This is a genomic window from Streptomyces sp. NPDC059008 (assembly GCF_042749045.1).
GTDB lineage: Bacteria > Actinomycetota > Actinomycetes > Streptomycetales > Streptomycetaceae > Streptomyces.
Genome location: NZ_JBHYJC010000073.1, coordinates 1 through 22,691 on the forward strand (window position 1 = coordinate 1; position 22,691 = coordinate 22,691).

General features: G+C 72.5%; 26 protein-coding genes. 5 read left to right on the forward strand and 21 right to left on the reverse strand.

What is annotated here, in order from left to right; translation table 11 throughout:
* Nucleotides 1-36 precede the first annotated feature (36 nt).
* The 11 genes from lgt to hisI form a co-directional block, all read right to left on the reverse strand.
* Nucleotides 37-1,155, reverse strand: a complete 1,119-nt coding sequence (gene lgt, locus ACFWZH_RS37615; protein ID WP_384442374.1) for a prolipoprotein diacylglyceryl transferase — start codon at nt 1,153-1,155, stop codon at nt 37-39.
* 97 nt (nt 1,156-1,252) lie between these two features.
* Entirely contained in the window at nt 1,253-2,176 is a 924-nt protein-coding gene (locus tag ACFWZH_RS37620; RefSeq protein WP_384442377.1) for a DsbA family protein, read from the reverse strand.
* Nucleotides 2,177-2,282: 106 nt separating this feature from the next.
* Nucleotides 2,283-3,113, reverse strand: coding sequence for a tryptophan synthase subunit alpha (gene trpA / locus ACFWZH_RS37625; protein WP_384442380.1), 831 nt, complete (start codon nt 3,111-3,113; stop codon nt 2,283-2,285).
* The gene (trpB, locus tag ACFWZH_RS37630) at nt 3,113-4,384 is read right to left on the reverse strand and encodes a tryptophan synthase subunit beta (RefSeq protein ID WP_384442383.1); all 1,272 of its coding nucleotides are present in this window, start codon (nt 4,382-4,384) and stop codon (nt 3,113-3,115) included. The genes trpA and trpB overlap by 1 nt, the downstream gene beginning before the upstream one ends.
* Before the next feature lie 148 nt (nt 4,385-4,532).
* Nucleotides 4,533-4,760: a tryptophan biosynthesis modulator TrpM gene (gene trpM, locus ACFWZH_RS37635; protein ID WP_384442386.1), complete on the reverse strand. Its 228-nt coding sequence runs from the start codon at nt 4,758-4,760 to the stop codon at nt 4,533-4,535.
* Nucleotides 4,761-4,777: 17 nt separating this feature from the next.
* On the reverse strand, nt 4,778-5,587 hold the full coding sequence (trpC, locus tag ACFWZH_RS37640; protein ID WP_384442389.1) for an indole-3-glycerol phosphate synthase TrpC: 810 nt from the start codon (nt 5,585-5,587) through the stop codon (nt 4,778-4,780).
* Between the two features lie 151 nt (nt 5,588-5,738).
* On the reverse strand, nt 5,739-6,185 hold the full coding sequence (locus ACFWZH_RS37645; protein WP_384442392.1) for a DUF2752 domain-containing protein: 447 nt from the start codon (nt 6,183-6,185) through the stop codon (nt 5,739-5,741).
* Between the two features lie 163 nt (nt 6,186-6,348).
* Entirely contained in the window at nt 6,349-6,588 is a 240-nt protein-coding gene (locus ACFWZH_RS37650) for an HGxxPAAW family protein (protein WP_384442395.1), read from the reverse strand.
* 86 nt (nt 6,589-6,674) lie between these two features.
* Nucleotides 6,675-7,328, reverse strand: a complete 654-nt coding sequence (locus tag ACFWZH_RS37655) for a TIGR02234 family membrane protein (RefSeq protein ID WP_384442397.1) — start codon at nt 7,326-7,328, stop codon at nt 6,675-6,677.
* Between the two features lie 65 nt (nt 7,329-7,393).
* Nucleotides 7,394-8,935 carry an anthranilate synthase component I gene (locus ACFWZH_RS37660; protein ID WP_384442399.1) on the reverse strand — a complete coding sequence of 514 codons (1,542 nt, stop codon included), beginning with the start codon at nt 8,933-8,935 and terminating at the stop codon, nt 7,394-7,396.
* An 11-nt stretch (nt 8,936-8,946) separates the two neighbouring features.
* Nucleotides 8,947-9,333: a phosphoribosyl-AMP cyclohydrolase gene (gene hisI, locus ACFWZH_RS37665; RefSeq protein WP_384442402.1), complete on the reverse strand. Its 387-nt coding sequence runs from the start codon at nt 9,331-9,333 to the stop codon at nt 8,947-8,949.
* 32 nt (nt 9,334-9,365) lie between these two features.
* Between hisI and ACFWZH_RS37670 the strand changes: the two genes are divergently transcribed.
* Complete coding sequence (locus ACFWZH_RS37670) at nt 9,366-9,506, forward strand: hypothetical protein (RefSeq protein WP_384442405.1); 141 nt, start codon at nt 9,366-9,368, stop codon at nt 9,504-9,506.
* 203 nt (nt 9,507-9,709) lie between these two features.
* Here the strand turns inward: ACFWZH_RS37670 and ACFWZH_RS37675 are convergent, their stop codons facing one another.
* Both ACFWZH_RS37675 and ACFWZH_RS37680 read right to left on the reverse strand, forming a co-directional pair.
* Nucleotides 9,710-10,342 (reverse strand): TIGR03085 family metal-binding protein, encoded by a 633-nt coding sequence (locus ACFWZH_RS37675; RefSeq protein WP_384442408.1) that lies wholly within the window; start codon nt 10,340-10,342, stop codon nt 9,710-9,712.
* 9 nt (nt 10,343-10,351) lie between these two features.
* Nucleotides 10,352-11,296, reverse strand: coding sequence for a LysR family transcriptional regulator (locus tag ACFWZH_RS37680; protein WP_384442411.1), 945 nt, complete (start codon nt 11,294-11,296; stop codon nt 10,352-10,354).
* A 95-nt stretch (nt 11,297-11,391) separates the two neighbouring features.
* Between ACFWZH_RS37680 and ACFWZH_RS37685 the strand changes: the two genes are divergently transcribed.
* Genes ACFWZH_RS37685 through ACFWZH_RS37695 form a run of 3 tightly spaced genes read left to right on the forward strand, consistent with a single transcriptional unit; the run spans nt 11,392 to nt 14,844 of the window.
* On the forward strand, nt 11,392-12,150 hold the full coding sequence (locus tag ACFWZH_RS37685; RefSeq protein WP_384442414.1) for a succinate dehydrogenase: 759 nt from the start codon (nt 11,392-11,394) through the stop codon (nt 12,148-12,150).
* Between the two features lie 4 nt (nt 12,151-12,154).
* The gene (locus tag ACFWZH_RS37690) at nt 12,155-14,104 is read left to right on the forward strand and encodes a fumarate reductase/succinate dehydrogenase flavoprotein subunit (protein WP_384442417.1); all 1,950 of its coding nucleotides are present in this window, start codon (nt 12,155-12,157) and stop codon (nt 14,102-14,104) included.
* Nucleotides 14,101-14,844 carry a succinate dehydrogenase/fumarate reductase iron-sulfur subunit gene (locus ACFWZH_RS37695; RefSeq protein WP_384442420.1) on the forward strand — a complete coding sequence of 248 codons (744 nt, stop codon included), beginning with the start codon at nt 14,101-14,103 and terminating at the stop codon, nt 14,842-14,844. The genes ACFWZH_RS37690 and ACFWZH_RS37695 overlap by 4 nt, the downstream gene beginning before the upstream one ends.
* Before the next feature lie 49 nt (nt 14,845-14,893).
* Here the strand turns inward: ACFWZH_RS37695 and hisF are convergent, their stop codons facing one another.
* From hisF to hisD, 8 genes are read right to left on the reverse strand one after another with little or no spacing between them, the layout of a single operon-like run.
* Nucleotides 14,894-15,658, reverse strand: a complete 765-nt coding sequence (hisF, locus tag ACFWZH_RS37700; protein WP_384442423.1) for an imidazole glycerol phosphate synthase subunit HisF — start codon at nt 15,656-15,658, stop codon at nt 14,894-14,896.
* Entirely contained in the window at nt 15,655-16,068 is a 414-nt protein-coding gene (locus ACFWZH_RS37705; protein ID WP_384442426.1) for a Rid family hydrolase, read from the reverse strand. Before ACFWZH_RS37705 ends, hisF begins: the two co-directional genes overlap by 4 nt.
* Nucleotides 16,065-16,790: a bifunctional 1-(5-phosphoribosyl)-5-((5-phosphoribosylamino)methylideneamino)imidazole-4-carboxamide isomerase/phosphoribosylanthranilate isomerase PriA gene (priA, locus tag ACFWZH_RS37710; RefSeq protein WP_384442429.1), complete on the reverse strand. Its 726-nt coding sequence runs from the start codon at nt 16,788-16,790 to the stop codon at nt 16,065-16,067. The genes ACFWZH_RS37705 and priA overlap by 4 nt, the downstream gene beginning before the upstream one ends.
* Nucleotides 16,791-16,798: 8 nt before the next feature.
* On the reverse strand, nt 16,799-17,449 hold the full coding sequence (gene hisH / locus ACFWZH_RS37715; RefSeq protein WP_384442432.1) for an imidazole glycerol phosphate synthase subunit HisH: 651 nt from the start codon (nt 17,447-17,449) through the stop codon (nt 16,799-16,801).
* On the reverse strand, nt 17,446-17,610 hold the full coding sequence (locus ACFWZH_RS37720; protein ID WP_384442435.1) for a hypothetical protein: 165 nt from the start codon (nt 17,608-17,610) through the stop codon (nt 17,446-17,448). The genes hisH and ACFWZH_RS37720 overlap by 4 nt, the downstream gene beginning before the upstream one ends.
* 4 nt (nt 17,611-17,614) lie before the next feature.
* The gene (gene hisB / locus ACFWZH_RS37725; protein WP_384442438.1) at nt 17,615-18,208 is read right to left on the reverse strand and encodes an imidazoleglycerol-phosphate dehydratase HisB; all 594 of its coding nucleotides are present in this window, start codon (nt 18,206-18,208) and stop codon (nt 17,615-17,617) included.
* Entirely contained in the window at nt 18,205-19,347 is a 1,143-nt protein-coding gene (locus ACFWZH_RS37730) for a histidinol-phosphate transaminase (RefSeq protein WP_384442447.1), read from the reverse strand. The genes hisB and ACFWZH_RS37730 overlap by 4 nt, the downstream gene beginning before the upstream one ends.
* Nucleotides 19,348-19,355: 8 nt before the next feature.
* Nucleotides 19,356-20,681, reverse strand: a complete 1,326-nt coding sequence (gene hisD / locus ACFWZH_RS37735; RefSeq protein WP_384442441.1) for a histidinol dehydrogenase — start codon at nt 20,679-20,681, stop codon at nt 19,356-19,358.
* 272 nt (nt 20,682-20,953) lie between these two features.
* Between hisD and ACFWZH_RS37740 the strand changes: the two genes are divergently transcribed.
* Nucleotides 20,954-22,555, forward strand: coding sequence for an oxidoreductase (locus ACFWZH_RS37740; protein WP_384442444.1), 1,602 nt, complete (start codon nt 20,954-20,956; stop codon nt 22,553-22,555).
* Nucleotides 22,556-22,691 lie beyond the last annotated feature (136 nt).

Genomic DNA, 22,691 nt, shown 5'->3' on the forward strand with positions numbered 1-22,691 from the left:
GGATCCGGCCGGCGCCGACGGCAGCCGTGGGCCGCCTCAGGACTTCTTGTTGCTGCCGCTCCCGGCGGGCTTGGCGTCGGTGTCGGCGTCGGCGGTGCCCGCCGCGTCCTTGCCCGCACCCGGCTCGCCCTCGGCGGACTCCTCGGCCTTCGCGGTCTTCGCGGTCTTCTCGGCTTCCTCGGCCGCGGGGTCCTCGGAGTCCTCGGTTCCCGTCTTCGCGGCGGGCTTCTCCCCCGCCTCCGCCGCCTTCTCGACGGAGACCTTGCCGCTGTCGCCGTCGGTCCCCTCCGCGTCCTCGCCGCCGTCGGCGGCCTCGCGCTGAGCGCGCTCCTCCAGCGCCCCGGGCTCGACGACCGCTTCCCGGCCGGGTGCCCGCTTGGCGGAGACGACGAAGTAGACGACGGCCAGGACGAAGACGATCAGCGCGGTCCAGACGTTCAGCCGCAGGCCCAGGATGTGGTGGGCCTCGTCGACCCGCATGTACTCGATCCAGGCGCGGCCCGCGCAGTAGGCGGCGACGTACAGCGCGAAGGCCCGTCCGTGGCCGAGCCGGAAGCGCTTGTCGGCCCAGATCACCAGCGCCGCGACGCCGATGCACCACAGGCTCTCGTAGAGGAAGGTGGGGTGGTAGGTGCCGCCGATGCGCCCGATGGCCGGGTCGGAGCTGATCTCCAGCGCCCACGGCAGGTCGGTCGGCTTGCCGTACAGCTCCTGGTTGAACCAGTTGCCCCAGCGGCCGATCGCCTGGCCGAGGGCCAGACCGGGCGCCAGCGCGTCCGCGTAGGCCGGCAGCGGGATGCCGCGGCGGCGACAGCCGATCCAGGCGCCGACCGCGCCGAGCGCGACCGCACCCCAGATGCCGAGGCCGCCCTCCCACACCTTGAGGGCGTCGATCGGATGGCCGTTCTTGCCGAAGTACGGCTCGTACGTCGTGATGACGTGGTAGAGGCGGCCGCCGACCAGTCCGAAGGGCACGGCCCACACGGCGATGTCCGCGACGGTGCCGGAGCGGCCGCCGCGCTGGATCCAGCGCTTGTTGCCGAGCCAGACGCCGACGAAGACGCCGATGATGATGCAGAACGCGTAGCCGCGCAACGGGATCGGGCCGAGATGTACGACGCCGACCGACGGGCTGGGAATGAATGCGAGGTCCATGGCAGGGACGACGCTACCGCGCCGGGCGGGGTCGGCGACAACCCGCCCGGCAACGGCTGCGTAACGACGCCCTCTGCGCAGCGTGACGCCGTGTGCCCTAGGGCGACGGCACCGCTCCGGTCCGCGGCGAGGCGCTCGCCGCCCCGGCGTGCTTCCGGTGGGGCGAGGCGCTCGCCCCCGCCGCCGCGCCCCTGCCCGGCGCGGCGGGGGCGCTCGCGCTCGGGGAGACGCTTCCCGGCTTCTTGCCCTTGTTGGCGGCCCGGACCAGCTTCTTGAGGACCGCGGGGGTGACCCGGCCGCTCTGCTCCTTGGCGAGGTCCTTGCCGTTGAGCAGGACGGTCGGGGTGCCCCGCAGGCCGGACTTGGTGAAGGCGTCGTTGGACTTGCGCACGAAGCCGTTGTACGTGCCGTCGTTGACGCACTTGGTGAAGGCGGGCGAGGTCAGGCCCTTGACCTTGCCGGCCAGCTGGAGGAGGTACCGCTTGTCGGCGAACTTGTCCTGCGACTCGGGCGGCTGGTGGGAGTAGAGCACGTCGTGGTAGTCGCGGAACCGCCCGGCGTCCTGGGCGCACAGGGCGGCGTTGGCGGCGTTGAGGGAGCCCTGGCCGCCCATGTTGCCGTCGATGATCGTCACGAGGTGGTACTCGCTCTTGAGCTGGCCGGAGTCCTCCAGCTCATGGGTCACCTTGCGGAATCCGGTCTCGAACTGCTGGCAGGCGGGGCAGCGGAAGTCCTCCCACACCGTCAGGGTGGAGGGGGCGTCGGGCGCACCGACGGGGACGGCGGGCCGATCACCCCCGCCGGCCTGCTTGGGCCGGGCCGTCTCGTTGTCGGTGCCACCCTGGCCGTTGCCGGCCGCGGTGACCCATACGGCGACACCGCCGGCCATCCCCAGCACCGCCAGCAGCGACCCGGCCACGATCACCTGGCGGCCGCGCCGGGCGCGTGCCTGCTCCTTCGCCCGCTGTGCCTGAATGCGCTCGCGGGCGCTTCTGCGACCCTCATGATTCGTCTGGTTCACGCCCGTGCACAACGAGGCGGAGGGGTGCCGCCGCACCCCTCCGCACCGATGTTCGCCCTATCGAGGGACCGCGCACCGGGCCGCCGTGGACGCCCCGGCCGCTCGGCTAGCGGCGGTTGCGTACGCCCTCGGCCAGCTCGCCCGCCAGGGCGCGGACCCCGGCGAGGCCGGCCGCCAGGTCACCGTCCGCCGACAGCAGCCGCTTGACGAACGCCGAGCCGACGATCACCCCGTCCGCGAACTGCGCCACCTCGGCGGCCTGCTCGGGGTTGGAGACGCCGAGGCCGACGCAGACGGGGAGCCCACGGCGGGCACCGGCGGTGGCGCGGGTGCGGGCCACCAGCTCCTGGGCCTCGCGGCCGACCGACTCGCGGGTTCCGGTGACCCCCATCAGCGAGGCGGCGTAGACGAAGCCGCTGCCGGCCTCGGTGATCTTGGCGAGCCGCTCGTCCCGGCTGCTCGGCGCGACCACGAAGACCGTGGCGAGTCCGTGCTGCTCGGCGGCCTTGCGCCAGGCCTCGGACTCCTCGACCGGGAGGTCCGGCAGGATGCAGCCGGCGCCGCCGGCCTCGGCCAGGTCGGCGGCGAACCGCTCCACGCCGTAGCGGTCGACGGGGTTCCAGTACGTCATGCACAGCACCGGCGCGCCGGTGGCGGCGTGCACGTCGCGGACCGTGCGGATCACGTCGACGATCTTGACGCCGCCGCGCAGCGCGATGTCGTCGGCGGTCTGGATGACCGGGCCGTCCAGGACCGGGTCGCTGTGCGGCAGGCCGACCTCGACGATGTCGCAGCCGCCGTCCAGCATCTCGGTCATCGCCTGTACGCCGCCGTCCACGGTCGGGAAGCCGGCCGGGAGGTAGCCGACGAGCGCGGCGCGGTTCTCGGTGCGGGCCTGCGCCAGCACCGCGTTCAGCAGCTCGATGTTGCCTGCCATCACTTCTCCCCCTGCTCTGCCGCGTGGGCGGCGTCCGCCGCGCTCTCGCCGTCGTACAGCCCGAAGTAGCGGGCGGCGGTGTCCATGTCCTTGTCGCCGCGCCCGGAGAGGTTGACCAGCAGCAGGCCCTCGGGGCCCAGTTCGCGGCCGATCTCCAGGGCGCCGGCCAGCGCGTGGGCGCTCTCGATCGCCGGGATGATGCCCTCGGTCCGCGACAGCAGCCGCAGCGCCTGCATCGCCGCGTCGTCGGTGACGGCTCGGTACTCGGCGCGGCCGGCGTCCTTGAGGTAGGCGTGCTCGGGGCCGATGCCGGGGTAGTCCAGGCCGGCGGAGATCGAGTACGGCTCGGTGATCTGGCCGTCCTCGTCCTGCAGGACGTAGCTGCGCGAGCCGTGCAGGATGCCGGGGGTGCCCTCGGTGAGGGTGGCGGCGTGCTCGCCGGTCTCCACGCCGTGGCCGCCGGGCTCGCAGCCGATCAGGCGGACGCCGGTGTCGGGGAGGAAGGCGTGGAAGAGGCCGATGGCGTTGGAGCCGCCGCCGACGCAGGCGAGGGCGGCGTCCGGCAGGCGGCCGGCGCGCTGGAGGATCTGGCGGCGGGCCTCGACGCCGATGACCCGGTGGAAGTCGCGGACCAGGGCCGGGAAGGGGTGCGGTCCGGCCACCGTGCCGAAGAGGTAGTGGGTGCGGTCGACGTTGGCGACCCAGTCGCGGAAGGCCTCGTTGATGGCGTCCTTGAGGGTGCGGCTGCCGGACTTCACGGCGATGACCTCGGCGCCGAGCATCCGCATCCGGGCGACGTTGAGGGCCTGGCGCTCGGTGTCGATCTCGCCCATGTAGATGGTGCAGTCGAGGCCGAAGAGGGCGCAGGCGGTGGCGGTGGCGACGCCGTGCTGGCCGGCGCCGGTCTCGGCGATGACCCGGGTCTTGCCCATCCGCTTGGTGAGCAGCGCCTGGCCCAGCACATTGTTGATCTTGTGTGAGCCGGTGTGGTTGAGGTCCTCGCGCTTGAGGAACACCCGGGCCCCGCCGGCGTGTTCGGCGAACCGCGGCACCTCGGTGAGCGCGCTGGGGCGCCCGGTGTAGTTGACCATCAGGTCGTCGAGCTCGGCCGCGAACGCGGGGTCCGCCTTGGCCTTCTCGTACTCGGCGGCGACCTCGTCGACCGCGGCGACCAGCGCTTCGGGGATGAACTTGCCGCCGAAGGCACCGAAGTAGCCCTCGGGGCTGGGCACGCGCCCCTCGGGGTCGGGAAGGAAGAAATCGGAGGACATCTGACGCACTCCTAGGCCGGGGCGTTGGCCCCGGAAAGTCCGGTTATGTCGGGAGAAGGAACCTCACGGTATGCAGCGCGCGGCACGGTGGCCCGCTGCCACCGCACGGTGGTTCACGGCCATCGCGGCGCCGGCAGGGGCCGACGCGTCAGCGCGCGGCGGCCGTGCGCCATCGGCGCCCGTTGATCTGTCCCGGCTCCGAACCGATGTGGTAGCGGACCCGCCGTCCGTGGACCCGGCGGGCCGGTGCCCGGCACCCGCGCGGCCGGCATCCGCGTCCCAGCGCCGCGTGCCGCCCGTCCCCGGCGGCCGCGGCGAGCAGCACGGCGGGGCCGGAGCGGTGGCTCGGGCGGCGGATGCGGGTGGCGGCGGTCATGTCGGCGATCCGGGCGGTCAGGCCCGCCCGTGGCGGATCGCCGGGTGGGAGCCCGCGGCGACCAGGTCGGCGACCGCGGTCTTGGGGTCCTTGCCGGTGACCAGCGACTCGCCGACCAGCACCGCGTCCGCGCCGTCGTTGGCGTACGCGATCAGGTCGTGCGGACCGCGGACGCCGGACTCGGCGATCTTGACGATGTGGTCGGGGATCTCGGGGGCGACCCGGGCGAAGTTGCCGCGGTCGACCTCGAGGGTCTTGAGGTTGCGGGCGTTGACGCCGATGATCCGGGCGCCGGCGTCCACCGCGCGGGCGACCTCTTCCTCGTCGTGCACCTCGACCAGCGGCGTCAGCCCGATCGACTCGGCCCGCTCGATCAGCGAGACCAGGGCCTCCTGCTCCAGGGCGGAGACGATCAGCAGGGCGAGGTCGGCGCCGTAGGCGCGGGCCTCCCACAGCTGGTAGGCGGTGACGATGAAGTCCTTGCGCAGCACGGGGATGTCGACCCGGGCGCGGACGGCCTCCAGGTCGGCCAGCGAGCCGCCGAAGCGGCGCTGCTCGGTCAGGACGGAGATGACCGCGGCGCCGCCCGCCTCGTAGTCGGCGGCCAGACCGGCCGGGTCGGCGATCGCGGCGAGCGCGCCCTTCGACGGGCTGGAGCGCTTCACCTCGCAGATCACCGTGACGCTCTCGCCCTTGAGTGCCGCGACACCGTCCATCACGGGGCGTGCCTTGCGGGCCCGCTCCTTGAGCTCGTCGAGGGAGACGCGCGCCTGCCGCTCAGCGAGGTCGGCGCGGACCCCGTCGATGATCTCGTCGAGCACACTCACGCGAGCGGCCTCCTTCTTGAGCGACGGCGGTGGACAGCGGCCTGTGGGACGAGCTGTCCCACCCGGCTCTCCGATGGTATCCGCCATGGGATGCAGGTCCCGCATCCGGTTGACGGCGGTCCCACAAGCTGGACATCTCCGGGGCCCCGGGTCACGGTGCCAGACCGCTGCCGAAGGGGAGGTTGCGGACGACCGTGAAGGCCAGCAGCAGCCCGCCCAGGGCCCACCAGTGGACGGCGCGCGGGCGGGGGCCCGGCGTACGGCGGCCCCGCGCGGCGCGGCCGAGCCAGATTGCCCAGAAGACCGCGCAGGCCGCGAAGCCGGCCACCGCGAGCGCATTGGCGCCCAGGGCGGCGGCCGGGTCGCCGTGCGCGAGGGCGTGGGCGCTGCGCAGGCCGCCGCAGGCCGGGCAGTACACGCCGGTGAGGTGCAGCAGCGGGCAGACGGGGTAGTGGCCGGGCTCGTTCGGGTCGACGGCGCCGACGACGGCGAAGGCGGCGGCGACGGCCGCGAGGGCGCCCAGGGGCGCCGCGAGACGGCGGGGCACGCCGCCCGCCGGCCGGGCTTCCGGCCGGGCCTGCGCCAGGGGATCGCTCACGTGCCGATTGTGCTGCCATGCGCGCGAAGGCGCAGCTTCTCGGCCGCCGTACGGGGTGTGCACGGACGGCGGGCACGGCACCGGCGGGTGCGTACGGGCCGGGAAGCGGCGCCTTCGGGGAAGGTGCGAGGTGGCGCCGGGACCCGGCGCCACGGGAGCGTGGTCAGCTCTCCTGCGGCTGCGCCTGGACGGCCGGCTTCGCCGAGCGCTTGGGCTCCTGGCCCAGGCCGGCCGCGCGCATCAGCCCACCCACCACGGCACCGGCGGCGATCAGCACCATGCCGGCCCAGAAGCCCGGCACGCTGTTCAGCACGATGAAGGCTCCGGCGACACAGAAGCCGATGAACGAGATGATGACGCCGGTCCAGGCGGCGGGGGTGTGTCCGTGGCCACTGCTCGACATTGACTGCTCCTCGTTGCTCTCTCGCGCCTGGGTCGGGGCGCGGTGATCCTCGCGGTCCATTGTCACCGATGCCGCGGCGGCCCCCCTTACCGGGTGGGGTCCTCGCCGCGGTCCAGGGACTTCCAGATCTCCTCCGGACGGTCCGGATCCGGGGCGGCCGCGGCGCGCCGCCGACCCCGGGCGCCGCCGGGCGTGCGCTCGTAACGGCCCGACATCGCAGGCCAGTGGCGCCCGTACACCAGCGCCAGCAGCCCGGCGATCAGCAGCAGCAGGCCGCCGGCCGCGGCCACCCACGGCCAGCCGGTGTGCGTGACGTGATGCACATCGGCGCCGGTCAGGCCGACCGCGGTGGCGGCCTTCTCGCGCAGCGCCGCGGTGTCGGCGTTGCCCAGCACCGCGGCGGCGACGACGCCGGCGCCGCTGAGCGCGAGCAGCGCGGCCACCGCGATCCGGCCGGCCCGGCGCACCGCGAAGACCGCGACCAGCGCGGCCAGGCCGACGACCGCCAGCGCGCCGGGCACGCCGGTGACGTCCGCGCCGGTCACGGTGCGCGGCAGCTCGCCCTGGGCCAGCACCGCGGAGCCCCGGGCCCAGATACGGCCGGAGGCCAGCAGCGCCAGGCCCGCGCCGGCCGCGCCGGCCAGCAGGGCCAGGGCCAGACTGCGCTTGGCGGTGCGGGGTGCGGGGGCCGGCGCGGGGGCGGACGCGGCGTCTGTGGGGGTCTGGGGTGCGGCACTCACGCGTACCACTATCGCGCACCGGCCGACGCGACCCGGCGCGCGGGGTGGCGCCGCACCGCGGCCGGCTACTTGCCCAGGTGGTTCGCGGTGTACACGGCGCGCAGCACCGCGGCCGCCTTGTTACGGCACTCTGTGTCCTCGGCCACCGGGTCGGAGTCGGCGACCACGCCGGCGCCCGCCTGGACGTAGGCGGTGCCGCCGCGCAGCAGCGCCGTGCGGATCGCGATGGCGGTGTCGGAGTCCCCCGCGAAGTCGAGGTAGCCCACACAGCCGCCGTACAGACCGCGCCGGGTCGGCTCCAACTCCTCGATGATCTGCATGGCGCGCGGCTTGGGGGCGCCGGAGAGGGTGCCGGCCGGGAAGCAGGCGGTGAGCACGTCGAAGGCGGTACGGCCCTCGGCCACCGTTCCGGTGACCGTGGAGACGATGTGCATCACATGGCTGTAGCGCTCGATGGACATGAAGTCGACGACCTCGACGCTGCCCGGCTCGCAGACCCGGCCCAGGTCGTTGCGGCCCAGGTCGACCAGCATCAGGTGCTCGGCGCGCTCCTTGGGGTCGGCCATCAGCTCGTCCGCCAGGGCCTGGTCCTCCGGGACGGTCGCGCCGCGCGGGCGGGTGCCGGCGATGGGGTGGACCATGGCGCGGCCGGCCTCGACCTTCACCAGCGCCTCGGGGCTGGAGCCGACCACGTCGAAGGCGCTGTCCGGGCCGTCGCCGCCCTCGAAGCGGAAGAGGTACATGTACGGGCTGGGGTTGGTGGCCCGCAGCACCCTGTAGACGTCCAACGCGCTTGCCGTGCACGGGGTTTCGAAGCGCTGGGAGGGCACGACCTGGAAGGCCTCGCCGGCCCGGATGCGCTCTTTGACGTCCTCGACGGCGTCCTGGTAGGCGGCGCCGCCCCATCCGACGGTGAACGGCGGGACCTGCGACGGCGGCAGGGCCGCGGCACTGGCGTGCGCGGGCCGGGCCAGGTCGTCGGCCATGGTGTCCAGGCGGGCCACCGCGTCCGCGTAGGCCTCGTCGATGCCGGTGTCGAGGTCGTTGTGGTTGATCGCGTTGGCGATCAGCAGGACCGTGCCGCTCCAGTGGTCGAGGACGGCGAGGTCGGAGGTGAGCAGCATGCTCAGCTCGGGCAGCCGGAGGTCGTCGGTGGTGCTTTCGCCGATCTTCTCCAGGCGGCGCACGACGTCGTAGCCGAGGTAGCCGACCATGCCGCCGGTGAACGGCGGCAGCCCCGCGTCCTCGATGAGGTCGCGGGGGGTGTGCAGCACCTCGACGGTGGCGCGCAGCGCGTCGAGCGGGTCACCGTCGGTGGGGACGCCGACCGGCGGGGTGCCGAGCCAGTGCGCCTGTCCGTCGCGGGTGGTCAGGGTGGCGGCGCTGCGGACGCCGATGAAGGAGTAGCGCGACCACGTGCGGCCGTTCTCGGCGGACTCCAGCAGGAAGGTGCCGGGGCGCTCGGCGGCGAGTTTGCGGTAGAGCCCGACCGGCGTGTCGCCGTCCGCGAGCAGGCGCCGGGTGACGGGGATGACCCGCCGGTCCTTGGCGAGGGTGCGGAAGGTGTCGAGGTCCGGATTGGCGGTGCCGGTGGTTCCCGTGGTCATGGCAGCGGAGCCTACTGGTCCCGGTCGGCCTCGGTGGCCAGTACGTCCGCGTCGAAGCAGGTGCGCGCGCCGGTGTGGCAGGCGGCGCCGACCTGGTCGACCTTGACCAGAACGGTGTCCGCGTCGCAGTCCAGCGCCACCGATTTCACGTACTGGAAGTGGCCGGAGGTGTCGCCCTTGACCCAGTACTCCTGGCGGCTGCGGCTCCAGTACGTGCAGCGCCCGGTGGTCAGGGTGCGGTGCAGCGCCTCGTCGTCCATCCACCCCATCATCAGCACCTCGCCGGTGTCGTACTGCTGGGCGATGGCGGGGACCAGGCCGTCGGCGCCGCGCTTGAGGCGGGCGGCGACGGCGGGGTCCAACAGGGAGTCGGCGGCGGTGGTGCGGCTGCTGGTCATGGGTCCATTGTGCCGTGCGGCATCCTGCAGACATGCCTCCTTCGCCGCCCGTGCCGCCACCGCCGCCGGATCCGGACCGCGCCGCGCGGGTGGCGGCGCTGGTGCTGGCGGCGGTCTTCGTGGCGGCGGCGGTGGTGGCCGTGGTGGTGGCGGTGGTGGTGCTGCGGACCTAGGGCGTGTCCGAGGGGTCAGGGTCGGACAGGCCGCGGCGTCTGGGGTGTCCGGTGGGTGTCCACGACGTCCCGTCGTCCGCCCGCCGGACCTGGAATACGCCCCACACCGGCCGCGTTGTGGCCCCGCAGGGGGCGTCCGCACCCCCTACGGGATGCGTTCGACCACCCCCTGGATGCACCCCCGGCCCCCGCCCGCACCCCGCTCACACCCCCAGCTTCGCCTCCATCAGCCGCTCGATCGCCTCCTTGTCCCCCTCCAGCTCCACCTCGGCCGCCTGCTGCCGGCCGAAGGCGAACATGGTCAGCTCGCCCGGCTCCCCGACGACGGTGACCACCGGGGTGCCGCGGTGCGCCACCGCGGTCCGTCCGTCCGGCCGCCGCAGCACGAGCCCGACCGGCGACTTGCGGCCGAGCAGCCGGGCCATCCGCTCGATCCTCGACCACAGGGCGTCGGCGAAGACCGGGTCCAGTTCCCGCGGGCCGAAGTCCGGCTGCGCCCGCCGCACGTCCTCGGCGTGGACGTAGAACTCGACCGTGTTGGACGCCTCGTCGACCTGCTTCAGGGAGAACGGCGAGAACCGCGGCGGCCCGGTCCTGATCAGCTGGATCAGCTCCTCGTAGGGCTTGGCGGCGAACTCCGCCTGCACCCGCTCCAGCCGGGCCGCCAGCGGCTTGACCAGGAGCCCGCCGGCCGCGTCGGCGCGCCGCTCGCGCACCACCACGTGCGCGGCCAGGTCCCGCGCGCTCCAGTTCTCACACAGGGTCGGCGCCTCGGGTCCCGCGCTCTCCAACAGGTCGGCGAGAAGGAGCCGTTCACGCTTGGCATGGGTCGACATGCCGCCAGCCTACGACCGGCCCGGATCACCCGCCACGGCGCCGCGCGCCCCGGCGCTCAGGGCCCCCGGCTCGAGCCGTCGCCGCAGGATCCGCTCCAGCTCGCGGGCGGCGCGCGGCGGGGAGACGTCGCCGCGGTGGGCGACGGAGACCACGCGGTGCATGCCGGGGGTCGCGAAGCGGGTGACGCGCAGCCCGGAGCGCTCGGCGACCATGCTGGGGACGACGGCGATGCCGAGCCCGGCCCGTACGAAGCCGAGGACGGCGTCCATCTCGCCGCCCTCGACGGTGAAGGTGGGTTCGAAGCCGGCCGCGCGGCACGCGGCGGTGGTGAATTCCCGCAGGTCGTAGCCGCGACGGAACATCGCCAGCGGGCGGCCGCGGAGGTCCTCGACCCGGATGCGGGTGCGGCGGCCGCCCGGTGGGGCGGGCCGGTCCGGCGCGGAGACCACGACGAGCTCCTCGCGCAGCAGGTCGGAGGTGGCCAGCGCCGGGGCCTGGTCCGGGAGCGGGGTGATGATCAGGGCCAGGTCGAGTTCGCCGTCGGCCAGCGCGCGCACGAGGTCCTGCGAGCCGTCCTCGGTGACGAGCAGGTCGACGCCGGGATAGGTGGCGTGGAAGACGCTCAGGACGTCGGGGACGAGGCTGGCGCAGAGGCTGGGCGGGGCGCCGAGGCGGAGCCGGCCGCGGCGCAGCTGGGCGACCTCCTGCACCTCGCGGCGGGCGGTCTCGGTGTCGGCGAGGATCCGCCGGGCGAGCGGCAACAGGGTCTCACCGGCGTCGGTCAGGGTGATGTGGCCGCGGGCGCGGTGGAACAGTTCGGCGCCCAACTCCCGCTCCAGGGAGCGGATTTGTTGGGAGAGTGAGGGTTGGGCGACATGCTCGCGCTCGGCGGCGCGGGTGAAGTGGCGGGTGTCGGCCACGGCGGTGAAGTAGCGGAGCTGCTGCAGCTGCATAAGGCGAATGTAAAGCATCGATAGGCCTGGCCTATCGAGATGAGCCGGACCATGTCTTGGACTGATGGGTAGCCCGGTCCCTACCGTCGGGACTCATGGCACTGGACACACGGACGGAACGACGACCGTCGAAGGAGAACCGCGCACGACAGCGCTCCGTGAGAGGCGGCGGCCGGGCGACGGGTGGGCGCGCGTTCTGGGACTCGTCCGTCGGCAAGAAGACGGTGATGGCCGTCAGCGGCCTGATCATGCTGCTCTACTTGGTCGTCCACATGATCGGCAACCTGAAGATCTTCTTCGGGTCGGGCGAGTTCAACCACTACGCGCACTGGCTGCGCACGGTCGGCGAGCCCTTCATGCACTACGAGTGGACGCTGTGGCTGATCCGCGTCGTCCTCGTGGCCGCCGTCGTCGCCCACGCCACGTCCGCGTACCAGCTCAGCCGCCGCGGCATCAAGGCGCGGCCCGGCAAGTACGTGCACAAGCGGCAGCGCGCCAGTTACGCCACCCGCACCATGCGCTGGGGCGGGATCATCCTCGGCCTGTTCATCGTGTGGCACGTCCTGGACCTGACGACCGGCACGGTGCACCCGAACGGCTTCCAGGCCGGGCACCCGTACCAGAACGTCGTCGACACCTTCTCGACCTGGTACGGCAACGTCGTCTACATCGTCGCGATGGTCGCCCTCGGCTTCCACATCCAGCACGGGTTCTGGAGTGCCGCGCAGACCCTCGGCGTCGGCAGCCGCGCCCGCGACCGCGCCCTGAAGACCGCCGGCAACGTCCTCGCCGTACTGCTCACGCTCGGCTTCGTCGCCGTGCCCGTGGGCGTCATGAGCGGATTGGTGAGCTGAATCCATGACCACGTACCCGCAGTACGCGACCGGGGAGCCGGTCGTCGACACCAAGGCCCCGGCCGGGCCCGTCAACGAGCGCTGGGACACCCGCCGCTTCGAGGCGAAGCTCGTCAACCCCGCCAACCGCCGCAAGCACACCGTCATCGTCGTCGGCACCGGTCTCGCGGGCGGTTCGGCGGGCGCCACGCTCGCCGAACAGGGCTACCACGTGGTGCAGTTCTGCTACCAGGACTCCCCGCGCCGGGCGCACTCCATCGCCGCGCAGGGCGGCATCAACGCGGCGAAGAACTACCGCAACGACGGCGACTCGGTGCACCGGCTGTTCTACGACACCGTCAAGGGCGGCGACTTCCGGGCGCGGGAGTCCAACGTGCACCGGCTCGCGCAGATATCCGTCGAGATCATCGACCAGTGCGTGGCCCAGGGCGTGCCGTTCGCCCGTGAGTACGGCGGTCTGCTCGACACCCGGTCGTTCGGCGGGGTGCAGGTGTCCCGGACGTTCTACGCGCGGGGCCAGACGGGGCAGCAGCTGCTGCTCGGCGCCTACCAGGCGCTGTCCCGGCAGATCGCCGCGGGCAACGTCGAGATGCACCCCCGTACCGAGATGCTCGACCTCGTCGTCGTGGACGGCAAGGCGCGCGGCATCGTCGCCCGCGACCTGGTCACCGGCAAGATCGACACCTACTTCGCGGACGCCGTCGTCCTCGCGTCCGGCGGCTACGGCAACGTCTTCTACCTCTCGACGAACGCCATGAACTCCAACGCCACCGCCGTGTGGCGGGCGCACCGCCGCGGCGCCTACTTCGCCAACCCGTGCTTCACCCAGATCCACCCGACCTGCATCCCGCGCACCGGCGACCACCAGTCGAAGCTGACGCTGATGAGCGAGTCGCTGCGCAACGACGGACGGATCTGGGTGCCGAAGGCCAAGGGCGACACCCGCCCGGCGCACCAGATCCCCGAGGACGAGCGCGACTACTACCTGGAGCGCATCTACCCGTCGTTCGGCAACCTCGTGCCCCGTGACATCGCCTCGCGGGCCGCGAAGAACGTGTGCGACGAGGGCCGGGGCGTCGGGCCCGGCGGGCAGGGCGTGTACCTCGACTTCGCCGACGCCATCGCGCGCATGGGCCGCAAGGCCGTCGAGGCCAAGTACGGCAACCTCTTCGACATGTACCAGCGGATCACCGACGAGGATCCGTACCAGGTGCCCATGCGGATCTACCCGGCCGTGCACTACACGATGGGCGGACTGTGGGTCGACTACGACCTGCAGACCACCGTCCCCGGCCTGTTCGCGATCGGCGAGGCCAACTTCTCCGACCACGGCGCCAACCGGCTCGGCGCGTCCGCCCTCATGCAGGGTCTGGCCGACGGCTACTTCGTGCTGCCGGCCACCATCAACGACTACCTCGCGCGCAACCCGCACAAGGACGAGGTGAACGCCGAGCACCCCGCCACCGTCGAGGTCGTGCGGGAGACCGAGGAGCGGCTCGCGCGGCTGCTCGCCGTCGACGGCGACCGCACCCCGGACTCCTTCCATCGTGAACTGGGCGAACTCATGTGGGAGTTCTGCGGTATGGCCCGCACCGACGAGGGCCTGCGCAAGGCCCTGGACCGCATCCCGCAGATCCGCGAGGAGTTCTGGCGTCGCATCAAGGTCCCCGGTACCGGCGAGGAGTTCAACCAGTCCCTGGAGAAGGCCAACCGCATCGTCGACTACCTGGAGCTGGCCGAGCTGATGTGCCTCGACGCGCTGCACCGCGCCGAGTCCTGCGGCGGCCACTTCCGCGAGGAGTCGCAGACCCCCGACGGCGAGGCCGCCCGCCAGGACGAGGAGTTCTCCTACGCGGCCGCCTGGGAGTTCACCGCCACCGGCGACGCCCCCGTCCTGCACAAGGAAGACCTGGTCTTCGAGTACGTCCACCCCACCCAGCGGAGCTACGCATGAGGCTCACCCTGCGCGTCTGGCGCCAGAAGAACGCCGACGCCCCCGGCGCCATGTCCACGTACGAGGTGGACGGCATCTCGCAGGACATGTCGTTCCTGGAGATGCTCGACACCCTCAACGAGGAGCTGATCCTCAAGGGCGACGACCCGGTCGCCTTCGACCACGACTGCCGCGAGGGCATCTGCGGCGCCTGCTCGCTGGTCATCAACGGCGACGCGCACGGCCCGGAGCGCACCACCACCTGCCAGCTGCACATGCGGTCCTTCAAGGACGGCGACACGATCGACGTCGAGCCGTGGCGCGCCGCGGCCTTCCCCGTCGTCAAGGACCTGGTCGTCGACCGCGCGGCGTTCGACCGCATCATCCAGGCCGGCGGCTACATCACCGCGCCGACCGGCGCCGCGCCCGAGGCGCACGCGACGCCCGTGCCCAAGCCGGACGCCGACTTCGCCTTCGAGCACGCCGAGTGCATCGGCTGCGGGGCGTGCGTGGCAGCCTGCCCGAACGGCGCGGCGATGCTGTTCACCTCCGCGAAGGTCAACCACCTCAACGTGCTGCCGCAGGGGTCGCCCGAGCGGGAGAGCCGGGTGCTGGACATGGTGGCGCAGATGGACGAGGAGGGCTTCGGCGGCTGCACGCTCGCCGGCGAGTGCGCCACGGCCTGCCCCAAGGGCATCCCGCTGTTCAGCATCACCAGGATGAACCGCGAGTTCGTCCGGGCGGCGCGCAAGGGGCGCTGAGCGGTACGGGGCGCGGCCGGGGCTCTTCTCCGGCCGCGCCGCGGGGGCTTCAGCGGACCGGGTGGCCCGCCTCCCGCAGTGCGTCCTTGACCTGGGGGATGCGCAGGTCGCCGAAGTGGAAGACGGAGGCGGCCAGTACGGCGTCGGCGCCGGCGGCGACGGCCGGGGCGAAGTCCGAGAGCTTCCCGGCGCCGCCCGACGCGATCACCGGGACGGTGACGTGCTTGCGGACGGCCTCGATCATCTCGACGTCGTAGCCGTCCTTGGTGCCGTCGGCGTCCATGGAGTTCAGCAGGATTTCGCCGGCGCCCAGCTCGGCGGCGCGGTGGGCCCATTCGACGGCGTCGATGCCGGTGCCGCGGCGGCCGCCGTGGGTGGTGACCTCGAATCCGGACGGGGTGCCGGCGTCGGTACGGCGGGCGTCGACGGACAGCACCAGGACCTGGCGTCCGAAGCGCTCGGCGATCTCGCGGATCACCTCGGGGCGGGCGATGGCCGCGGTGTTGACGCCGACCTTGTCGGCGCCCGCGCGCAGCAGTTTGTCGACGTCCTCGGGGGTGCGGACGCCGCCGCCGACGGTGAGCGGGATGAAGACCTGCTCGGCGGTGCGGCGGACCACGTCGTAGGTGGTCTCGCGGTTGCCGGAGGAGGCGGTGATGTCGAGGAAGGTCAGCTCGTCGGCGCCCTCCTCACCGTAGATCTTCGCCATCTCGACGGGGTCGCCGGCGTCCCTGAGGTTCTGGAAGTTGACGCCCTTGACGACCCGGCCGTTGTCGACGTCCAGGCAGGGGATGACTCGTACGGCCAGGGTCATGACGCGGGGGCCTCTCTGTACGCCTCCAGCTCGACCTCGACGACCAGGCGCGGGTCGACGAAGCCGGAGACGATGATCATGGATGCGACGGGGCGGACGGAGTCGAACAGCTCCTTGTGGGCGCGTCCGACCTCGTCCACGTCCCGGGCATGGGTCAGGTACATACGGGTGCGTACGACGTCGTCACGGCCGAGACCGACCTGCTCCAGCGCCGACAGCGCGGCCTGGAAGGAGGTGACCGCCTGCTCGTGGGGGTCGGCGGCGACGACCTGCCCGTCGATGACGGAGGTGCAGCCGGAGACCAGCACCAGGCCGTTGGCCAGCTCGACCGCACGGGAGCGGCCGAAGGCGTCCGCCCAGGGGTCCTCGGTCCGCGGGTCGCCGGCCGTGAAGCGGCGTACGCCACTCATGACGCCACGGCCTCCAGGGCCTGCTCCAGCGTGAACGCCTTGGCGTAGAGCGCCTTTCCGACGATCGCGCCCTCCACGCCCTCGGGCACCAGGGAGGCGATCGCCCGCAGGTCGTCGAGGGAGGACACGCCTCCGGAGGCGACGACCGGGCGGTCGGTGGCGGCGCACACGTTGCGCAGCAGGTCGAGGTTGGGGCCCTGGAGGGTGCCGTCCTTGTTGATGTCGGTGACGACGTAGCGGGCGCAGCCCTCGGAGTCCAGGCGGGCCAGCGTCTCGTAGAGGTCGCCGCCGTCGCGGGTCCAGCCGCGGCCGCGCAGCGTCGTACCGCGCACGTCCAGGCCGACCGCGATCCGGTCGCCGTACTCGGCGATGATCTTGGCGACCCACTCGGGGTTCTCCAGGGCCGCGGTGCCGATGTTGACGCGGGTGCAGCCGGTGGCCAAAGCGGCGGCCAGGGAGTCGTCGTCGCGGATGCCGCCGGACAGCTCGACCTTGATGTCCATGGAGCGGGCGACCTCGGCGATCTGCGTGCGGTTGTCGCCGGTGCCGAAGGCCGCGTCGAGGTCGACCAGGTGCAGCCACTCGGCGCCGGACCGCTGCCAGGCGAGGGCCGCCTGGAGCGGGTCGCCGTAGGAGGTCTCGGAGCCGGACTCGCCGTGGACCAGGCGGACGGCCTGGCCGTCGCGGACGTCGACGGCGGGGAGGAGTTCAAGCTTCGGCATCTGGGGGCTCACAGGGTGTTGATCCAGTTGGTCAGGAGCTGGGCGCCGGCGTCGCCGGACTTCTCGGGGTGGAACTGGGTGGCCCACAGCGGGCCGTTCTCGACGGCGGCCACGAACGGCTCGCCGTGCGTGGCCCAGGTGACCTTCGGGGCGGCGATGTGCGGGTTGCCGACCTCCAGCTCCCAGTCGTGCACCGCGTAGGAGTGCACGAAGTAGTAGCGGGCGTCGGCGGGCAGACCGGCGAAGAGTCGCGAGCCCTCGGGGGCGTCGACGGTGTTCCAGCCCATGTGCGGCACGACGTCGGCCTTGAGCGGGCCGACCGTGCCGGGCCACTCGTCCAGGCCCTCGGTCTCCACGCCGTGCTCGATGCCCCGGCCGAAGAGGATCTGCATGCCGACGCAGATGCCCATCACGGGGCGGCCGCCGGACAGCCTGCGGCCGACGACCCAGTCGCCGCGGGCCTCGCGCAGTCCGCGCATGCAGGCGGCGAACGCGCCGACGCCGGGGACCAGCAGCCCCTCGGCGTTCATCGCCCGGTCGTAGTCCCGGGTGATCTCCACGTCGGCGCCGACGTGCGCCAGGGCGCGCTCGGCGGAGCGGACGTTGCCGAAGCCGTAGTCGAAGACGACGACCTTCTTACGGGGTGCGGCGGCGGTCAATTCCACACCTCCAGCCGCAGCACGCCGGCGACCAGGCACATCGCCGAGCCGACGGACAGCAGCACGATCAGGCTCTTGGGCAGCTGCTGCTTCCAGAAGGAGTAGACGCCGCCGAGGAGGAACAGGCCGACGAGGATGAAGACGGTGGACAGACCGTTCACGGGGCTACAGCGCTCCCTTGGTGGACGGAATGATGCCCGCGGCGCGCGGGTCGCGCTCGCTGGCGTAGCGCAGGGCCCGGGCCAGCGCCTTGAACTGGCACTCCACGATGTGGTGGGCGTTGCGGCCGTACGGAACGTGGATGTGCAGCGCTATCTGGGCCTGCGCGACGAAGGACTCGAAGATGTGCCGGGTCATCGTCGTGTCGTACGTGCCGATCATCGGCGCCATGTTCTCCGGCTCGGTGTGCACCAGATACGGGCGGCCGGAGAGGTCGACGGTCACCTGGGCGAGCGACTCGTCCAGCGGGACGGTGCAGTTGCCGAAGCGGTAGATGCCGGTCTTGTCGCCGAGGGCCTGCTTGAAGGCGGCACCCAGCGCGAGGGCGGTGTCCTCGATGGTGTGGTGGGTGTCGATGTGCAGATCGCCGTCGGTCTTGACCTTGAGGTCGAACAGGCCGTGCCGGCCGAGCTGGTCGAGCATGTGGTCGTAGAAACCGACGCCGGTCGCCACGTCCACCTCGCCCCTGCCGTCGAGGTCGATCTCGACGAGCACGGACGTTTCCTTCGTTGTGCGCTCCACGCGTCCTACGCGGGTCATCGCTCGTTCTCCTTCAAGCTGCGTTCTTTGAACAGCGTGCGAACCGCGTCGAGGAACGCGTCGTTCTCGGCCGGGGTGCCGGCGGTGACCCGCAGCCAGCCCGGTACGCCGTTGTCACGGACCAGTACGCCCTGATCGAGGATCGCCCGCCAGGCGGCGTGGGCGCCGCCCTCGCCGTCGAACCGGCCGAACTGGACGAAGTTGGCGTCGGAGGCGGTGACCTCGCAGCCGATCGTCCGCAGCTCGGTGACCAGGCGGTCCCGTTCGGCCTTGAGCTGCTCGACGTACTTCAGGAGCGTATCGGTGTGCTCCAGCGCGGCCAGGGCGGTGGCCTGGGTGACCGACGAGAGGTGGTACGGCAGCCGGACGAGTTGGACGGCGTCGACCACGGCCCGGTCGGCGGCGAGGTACCCCAGCCGCAGGCCGGCCGCGCCGAACGCCTTGGACATGGTCCGCGAGACCACCAGATTCGGCCGGCCCTCGATCAGCGGGAGCAGCGAGGGCCGGTGGCTGAACTCGCCGTAGGCCTCGTCGATCACCACCAGGGCCCCGGCCGTGTCGGCCTTGGCGGCCTGCGCCGCCTCGTACAGCGCGAGCACCGTCTCCGCCTCGACGGCGGTGCCGGTGGGGTTGTTGGGCGAGCAGACGAAGACCACGTCGGGCCGGCGCTCGGCGATGGCCCGCCGGGCCGCCGCCACGTCGATGGTGAAGTCGTCGTTGCGCGGGCCGGAGATCCACTCCGTGCCCGTGCCGCGCGAGATCAGGCCGTGCATGGAGTACGAGGGCTCGAAGCCGATGGCCGAGCGGCCCGGTCCGCCGAAGGTCTGCAGCAGCTGCTGGATGATCTCGTTGGATCCGTTGGCCGCCCAGACCTGGTCCATGGTGACCTCGTGGCCGCCGGTGCGGGTGAGGTAGCGGGCCAGTTCGGTGCGCAGCTCGACCGCGTCGCGGTCGGGGTAGCGGTTGAGCTGCCGGGCGGCCTCGGTCACCCGCTCGGCGATCCGGGCGACCAGCGGCTCGGGCAGCGGATAGGGGTTCTCGTTGGTGTTCAGGCGTACCGGCACGTCCAGCTGCGGGGCGCCGTAGGGGGACTTGCCGCGCAGCTCGTCCCGGATGGGGAGATCGTCGATGCGGGTCACGTGCCTGCTCACTTGCTCTGGGGGACCTTCCAGCCGAACCGTGCCTTGATCGCCGCGCCGTGGGCCGGGAGGTCCTCGGCCTCGGCGAGGGTCACCACATGGTGGGCGACCTCGGCCAGTGCGTCGCGGGTGTAGTCCACGACATGGATGCCGCGCAGGAAGGACTGCACGGAGAGCCCCGAGGAGTGGCAGGCGCAGCCGCCGGTGGGAAGGACGTGGTTGGAGCCGGCGCAGTAGTCGCCGAGCGAGACCGGGGCGTACGGGCCGACGAAGATCGCGCCGGCGTTGCGGACCCGGGCGGCCACGGCGGCGGCGTCGGCGGTCTGGACCTCCAGGTGCTCGGCGCCGTACGCGTCCACGACCCGCAGGCCCTCGTCGATGCCGTCGACCAGGACGATGGCGGACTGCCGGCCGGCCAGGGCCGGGGCGATCCGGTCCTCGACGTGCCGGGTCGCCGCGATCTGCGGCTCCAGCTCCTGCTCGGTCTTCTCCGCCAGCGCGACCGAGTCGGTGACCAGGACGGCGGCGGCCATCGGGTCGTGCTCGGCCTGGCTGATCAGGTCGGCGGCGACGTGCGCCGGGTCGGCGGTGTCGTCCGCGAGGATCGCGATCTCGGTGGGCCCGGCCTCGGAGTCGATGCCGATCCGGCCCTTGAGCAGGCGCTTGGCCGCGGCGACGTAGATGTTGCCGGGGCCGGTGACGAGGTTGGCGGGCGGGCACTCGTCGGTGCCGTAGGCGAACATCGCGATGGCCTGGGCGCCGCCGGCGGCGTAGACCTCGTCCACGCCGAGCAGCGCGCAGGTCGCCAGGATCGTCGGGTGCGGCAGGCCCCCGAAGTCCGCCTGCGGGGGCGAGGTCACGGCCAGGGACTCGACGCCGGCCTCCTGCGCGGGGACCACGTTCATCACGACGGACGAGGGGTAGACCGAGCGGCCGCCCGGTACGTACAGCCCCACCCGCTCGACGGGGACCCAGCGCTCGGTGACCGTGCCGCCGGGGACGACCTTGGTGGTGACGTCGCTGCGGCGCTGCTCGCGGTGGACGATCCGGGCGCGCCGGATGGACTCCTCCAGAGCGGCGCGAACGGCCGGATCCAGCTCCTCCAGGGCGGCCTTGAGGGCCTCGGCGGGAACCCGTACCCGCTCGATCTCGACACCGTCGAACCGCCGCGCGTACTCGATCAGCGCCGCGGTGCCGCGATGGCGTACGTCCTCGCAGATGGGCCGCACCTTCTCCAGGGCGGCTTCCACGTCGAACTCGGCACGGGGCAGCAGGTCGCGCAGGGCGCCACCCTCGGGGAGGGCGTCACCGCGCAGATCGATTCGGGAGATCACCTCCCCAGTGTCTCAGACCCGCTCCCTGGCCCGAGCCGCCGTATCACTCAGTGATACACAGCGACGCACGGCCCGGACGCATGGTGACCCGGCCCCGTGAAGTTGACCGGAGTTGGCCCTGACCACGCGTGTTCAAGCAGTCACGGGGCGGGCAAGGGCCTCGTAGCGGCGCACGGGGAGACCTGCGGGACGTGTGCGGTGCCGCGCGCAGACCACGCGCGAAGTGCGTCCGAACAGGTCGCGACACACCACGGGATGGCAAGGGGGACACAGTGACCGAGCCCAGGGACGGCGATGCGCCCGCCGACCTGCGACTGACGTCGGCGGAATGGAGCATGTGGCAGGCCTTCCGCAACGGCAGCACCTGCGATCTGCACATCGGCGACCCGGTGCGCGACGATCCGCACGGACAGCATCTGTGGGGTCCGGAGCGCCGGGTGCGGGCCCGGGTCGTGGCGCTGCTGCTGCTCGACGGGCCGCCCGCGCAGCCGGGCCGGGTGTCGGCGCTCAAGCTCACCGGGGCGTACATCACGGACACTCTCGACGTTGCGGGCGGCACGATCGAGCCATTCGTGGAACTGCGGGACTGCCGCTTCGAGGCCGAGGTGGTGCTCCCGGAGAGCCGCTTCACCACGCTGCGGCTGGTGAACTGCGCGATACCCCGGCTGGAGGCGGCCCGGCTGCACACCGAGGGCGATCTCCACCTGCCCCGCTGCGTCGTCCAGTCCGGCATCCGCCTCACCGACGCGCACATCGGCACCGACCTGATGCTCAACCAGACGGTCGTCCACAAGGACCGCCAGGGCCGGTCGATCATGGCGGACGGGCTGACCGTCACCCAGGACCTCCAGGCCGAGATGCTGGAGTCCTACGGCGAGCTGTCGCTGCGCGGCGCCACCATCGGCGTCTCGCTGAGCCTGCGCGGCAGCCATCTGAGCAACCCCTTCGGCCGCCGGGCGCTGAACGCCCCCCAGCTCACCGTCGAACGCACCCTCTACCTGACCGCCGCGGGCCTGGCCAACTCCCCCTTCTCCAGCAGCGCCACTCCCCCCTACGGCATCGCGCACACCCCCTCGCGGGGCACCCGCATGCAGCGCTTCGAGTGCGAGGGCGGGATGCGGCTGGACGACGGCCGGTTCGGCGACGCCGTGGACTTCGAGCACGCCCGCTTCATCATGGAGTCCGACCAGGAACTCTCGCTGCGCCGCATCCAGACCCCCGAGCTGCGCTTCCTCGGTGAACGACCGCAGCGCGGGCGGGTCATCCTCTCCGGCGCCCGGGTCGTCAACCTCGTCGACAAGTCGGCGAGCTGGCCGGGGCTCGGCGGGCTGTGGATGGCCGGCTTCGCCTACGAGACGCTGATCCCGCGCGGCCACTTCCCGCTCTCGCAGCGGCTGCAGTGGGTGGCCGCGGCGACCCCCGAGTACGCGCCCGAGCCGTACGAGATGCTCGCCACCTCGCTGCGCCGCAGCGGTGAGGACTCCGACGCCCGGGAGGTGCTGCTGGCCAAGCAGCGGCGGCGCCGCGAGACGCTGCCGCTGGCGGCGAAGGCCTGGGGCTTCCTGCAGGACTGGACGGTGGCGTACGGCTACCGTCCCGGGCGGGCCGCGGTCTGGATGGCCATCCTGTGGGCGATCGGCACGGTCTACTTCTCGACGTCCCCGCCACCGCCCCTCAAGCCGGGCGAGGCACCCCCCTGGAACCCGTACCTCTACGCCCTCGACCTGCTGCTGCCGGTGATCGACCTCAACCAGGGCGCCGCCTGGAAACCGGGCGGCGCCGCCCAGTGGGCGGCGGCCGTACTGATCCTCGCCGGCTGGGTCCTGGCTACTACGGTGGCGGCGGGGGCGTCCCGCCTTTTGCGGCGAGCGTAGCCGCTGCGCTTGGCCTGCTTCCCACGTTTTCGGCTTTCCCGCCGTGGGGGTTTGTCGTCGTTGCGCCTGCGGCGGGCGGTTGTTTGTCGGGTGCGGTGACAGCCCTACGGACTCCGTCCTACGGTCTGTCCCCTCC

Coding starts and splice junctions, on each gene's coding strand:
- trpB (WP_384442383.1), bottom strand. CDS start 4,384: ATGTCCTCCGATTTCTTCCTTCCCGACCCCGAGGGGCGCGTGCCCAGC.
- lgt (WP_384442374.1), bottom strand. CDS start 1,155: ATGGACCTCGCATTCATTCCCAGCCCGTCGGTCGGCGTCGTACATCTC.
- hisI (WP_384442402.1), bottom strand. CDS start 9,333: ATGACCAGCAGCCGCACCACCGCCGCCGACTCCCTGTTGGACCCCGCC.
- ACFWZH_RS37705 (WP_384442426.1), bottom strand. CDS start 16,068: ATGAGTGGCGTACGCCGCTTCACGGCCGGCGACCCGCGGACCGAGGAC.
- hisF (WP_384442423.1), bottom strand. CDS start 15,658: ATGACCCTGGCCGTACGAGTCATCCCCTGCCTGGACGTCGACAACGGC.
- ACFWZH_RS37660 (WP_384442399.1), bottom strand. CDS start 8,935: ATGACCACGGGAACCACCGGCACCGCCAATCCGGACCTCGACACCTTC.
- ACFWZH_RS37650 (WP_384442395.1), bottom strand. CDS start 6,588: ATGTCGAGCAGTGGCCACGGACACACCCCCGCCGCCTGGACCGGCGTC.
- ACFWZH_RS37670 (WP_384442405.1), top strand. CDS start 9,366: ATGCCTCCTTCGCCGCCCGTGCCGCCACCGCCGCCGGATCCGGACCGC.
- trpA (WP_384442380.1), bottom strand. CDS start 3,113: ATGGCAGGCAACATCGAGCTGCTGAACGCGGTGCTGGCGCAGGCCCGC.
- priA (WP_384442429.1), bottom strand. CDS start 16,790: ATGCCGAAGCTTGAACTCCTCCCCGCCGTCGACGTCCGCGACGGCCAG.
- ACFWZH_RS37685 (WP_384442414.1), top strand. CDS start 11,392: ATGGCACTGGACACACGGACGGAACGACGACCGTCGAAGGAGAACCGC.
- trpM (WP_384442386.1), bottom strand. CDS start 4,760: ATGACCGCCGCCACCCGCATCCGCCGCCCGAGCCACCGCTCCGGCCCC.
- ACFWZH_RS37680 (WP_384442411.1), bottom strand. CDS start 11,296: ATGCAGCTGCAGCAGCTCCGCTACTTCACCGCCGTGGCCGACACCCGC.
- hisB (WP_384442438.1), bottom strand. CDS start 18,208: ATGACCCGCGTAGGACGCGTGGAGCGCACAACGAAGGAAACGTCCGTG.
- ACFWZH_RS37690 (WP_384442417.1), top strand. CDS start 12,155: ATGACCACGTACCCGCAGTACGCGACCGGGGAGCCGGTCGTCGACACC.
- ACFWZH_RS37675 (WP_384442408.1), bottom strand. CDS start 10,342: ATGTCGACCCATGCCAAGCGTGAACGGCTCCTTCTCGCCGACCTGTTG.
- ACFWZH_RS37695 (WP_384442420.1), top strand. CDS start 14,101: ATGAGGCTCACCCTGCGCGTCTGGCGCCAGAAGAACGCCGACGCCCCC.